At 67.8% G+C, this 2,442-nt stretch carries 1 protein-coding gene; it reads left to right on the plus strand.

Features of this window, described 5'->3' with window-relative positions; all coding sequences use genetic code 11:
- Window positions 1-298: 298 nt before the first annotated feature.
- Window positions 299-2,035 carry an IS1634 family transposase gene (locus VGR06_RS00035; protein WP_327556807.1) on the plus strand — a complete coding sequence of 579 codons (1,737 nt, stop codon included), beginning with the start codon at window positions 299-301 and terminating at the stop codon, window positions 2,033-2,035.
- Window positions 2,036-2,442: the final 407 nt, after the last annotated feature.

Raw genomic sequence — 2,442 nt, forward strand, 5'->3', positions numbered from 1 at the left:
TTTGCTGCCTGTCTTGAGGGGCAACGATTGACACCGAACCTCTGCCTGACGTGTCCGGCATGCGTGACTCATCTGCCGCGCCGAGGGCGCTGGTGGTTGGGTCGGCGGTGAGGTATGACTGCCGTCTCTGCCTCCGATCAACCTGCGTTCCGCAGTTGAGTGCTGATTCTGGACACACGGGCGGGCGTTTGCCCAGGTGAGCGGATCGTGGTCGGATCCGGAACGGAAAAGTCACTGGACACACGATCAACTCGGGTGGCCTTGTGAACCATGATGAATATGGCTAACGTCTGGACACGTGCATGTGCGTGTGGCGACCCGCCGAAACTCAGACGGCACCCCGGTGCGGTACCTGCAGCTGGCGCACAACGAGTGGGATGCGGCCACGAAGACGTCCCGGCCGAAGGTGCTCTACAGCTTCGGCCGTGAGGACGCCCTGGACCGGGCGGTGATCGAACGGCTGGTGGCGTCGCTGAGCCGGCTGCTGGAACCCGGCGCGGCGCTGGCCGCCACCACCAGGACGGGGTTGTCCTTCGTCGAGTCCCGCTCCTTCGGCGGGGCGTGGCTGCTCGACCAGATGTGGCGCCGGTTGGGTATCGACAAGGTCATGGCGAGGCTGCTGGCCGGTACCCGCCGGGACCCGGCCACCGAACGGGTGATCTTCGCGTTGGTCGCCAACCGGGCATTGGATCCCTCCTCGAAGCTGGCCGCAGCCTCGTGGATCTCGCGGCGGGTGCACATCGACGGCCTGCCCGAGGCCAGCGACGACGCCTGCTACCGGGCGATGGACTGGCTGCAGGAGGTTGCCCCCGAACTGGAACGGCAGGTCTTCGGCCAGGTCGCCAACCTGCTCAACCTCGAAGTCGACCTGCTGTTCTTCGACACCACGTCCAGCTACTTCGAACTCGACGAGGCCGACGAACCCGTCGCCCGCGACCACCGCGGCCACCTCCGGCCCGCCACCGCCACCGCCACCGGCGACGGCGACGGCGACGGCGACGGCGACGGCGACGGGTCAACGATCGGGTTGCGCACCTACGGCAAGAGCAAGGACCACCGCGGCGATCTGCCCCAGGTGGTGGTCGGCCTGGCCGTGACCCGCGACGGGATCCCGGTACGCGTGTGGTGCTGGCCGGGCAACACCGGCGACTCGAAGCTGATCCGCCAGGTCAAGACAGACATGCGCGACTGGACCCTGACCCGGATCGTGTGGGTCGGCGACCGCGGCTTCACCTCAGCTGACAACCGCCGGGCGCTCCGCGCCGGCGACCACCACTACATCCTCGGCGAGAAACTGCGCGGCGACTCAGCCGACGCGAAGGCCGCCCTGTCCCGGCAGGGCCGCTACGCCACCGTCGCGGCGAACCTGCGGGTCAAGGAGGTCAAGGTCGGCGACGGCGAACGGTTCGTCATCTGCCACAACCCCGAAGCCGCCGACCGGGACGCCGCGATCCGCGACCGGCTCGTAGCGCAGCTGACCGACATGATCGCCAAGTCGGACCCGCTGTCCGCGACGAAACGCGCCGAGCTGCGCGGAGTGATCTCCACCAAGCCCGGCCTGAACCGCTACCTACGCGTCACACCCGGCGGGCTGCTCCGCGTCGACCAAGGCGCGATCAAGGCCGAGGAGAAGTTGGACGGCAAGTACCTGCTGCGCGCCACCGACCCGCACCTGACAGCCGAGGACATCGCCCTCGGATACAAGCAGCTCTACGAGGTCGAACGCGGCTGGCGGACCCTGAAGACCACCCTGGACCTGCGCCCGGTCTACCACCGCCTCGAAGAACGCATCCGGGCCCATATCATCCTGTGCTGGCTCGCCCTGCTCCTGGTCCGCATCGTCGAGACCACTACCACCCAGACGTGGCACCACCTGCGTGAGCACCTCGACGAACTGCACCTGGGCACGTTCACCGGCCCGGCCGGCACCTACCGTCAACGCACCGAGCTGACCAAGCCGCAGCGTGACCTTCTCGCCACACTCAACCTCAACCCACCCAAAAAGATCATCGAGCTGGCACCCGCGAGCGCCTGACCAGGGCAAACACCCCACACTAGACACACGCCCCGACGGCGCACGATCACCCGTTCCCGCAGGTCAATGCCCATATCCCGTGTCTAGACCCACCAACGAGCTGCGGAACGCAGGTGGCAGGGATGGATGTTCCGGAGAGTTCTCACGGATTGTCGCTACCCCATTCCGCAAGCCGGGCCGGGGCGATCGGATATGTGGCGTCCGGGTCCATGACGGATCCGGTGTGGTTCGCGCGTCTGCTCACCGCTCGGGCCTAAGGCCGGCCAGCGTGACGGCGGCGAGCCGATCGACGGCGGCCTTGGACGGCAGGCCGTTGGCTGCGGTGAGGGCGTGCAGGCAGTAGCCGGCCAATTCGTCGGCGCCGATGTCGTCGCGGACGTCCCCGACGGCGGCGGCCTGGGTGATGA

The sequence above is a fragment of the Actinophytocola sp. genome, assembly GCF_036002505.1.
Lineage (GTDB): Bacteria > Actinomycetota > Actinomycetes > Mycobacteriales > Pseudonocardiaceae > DASYTH01.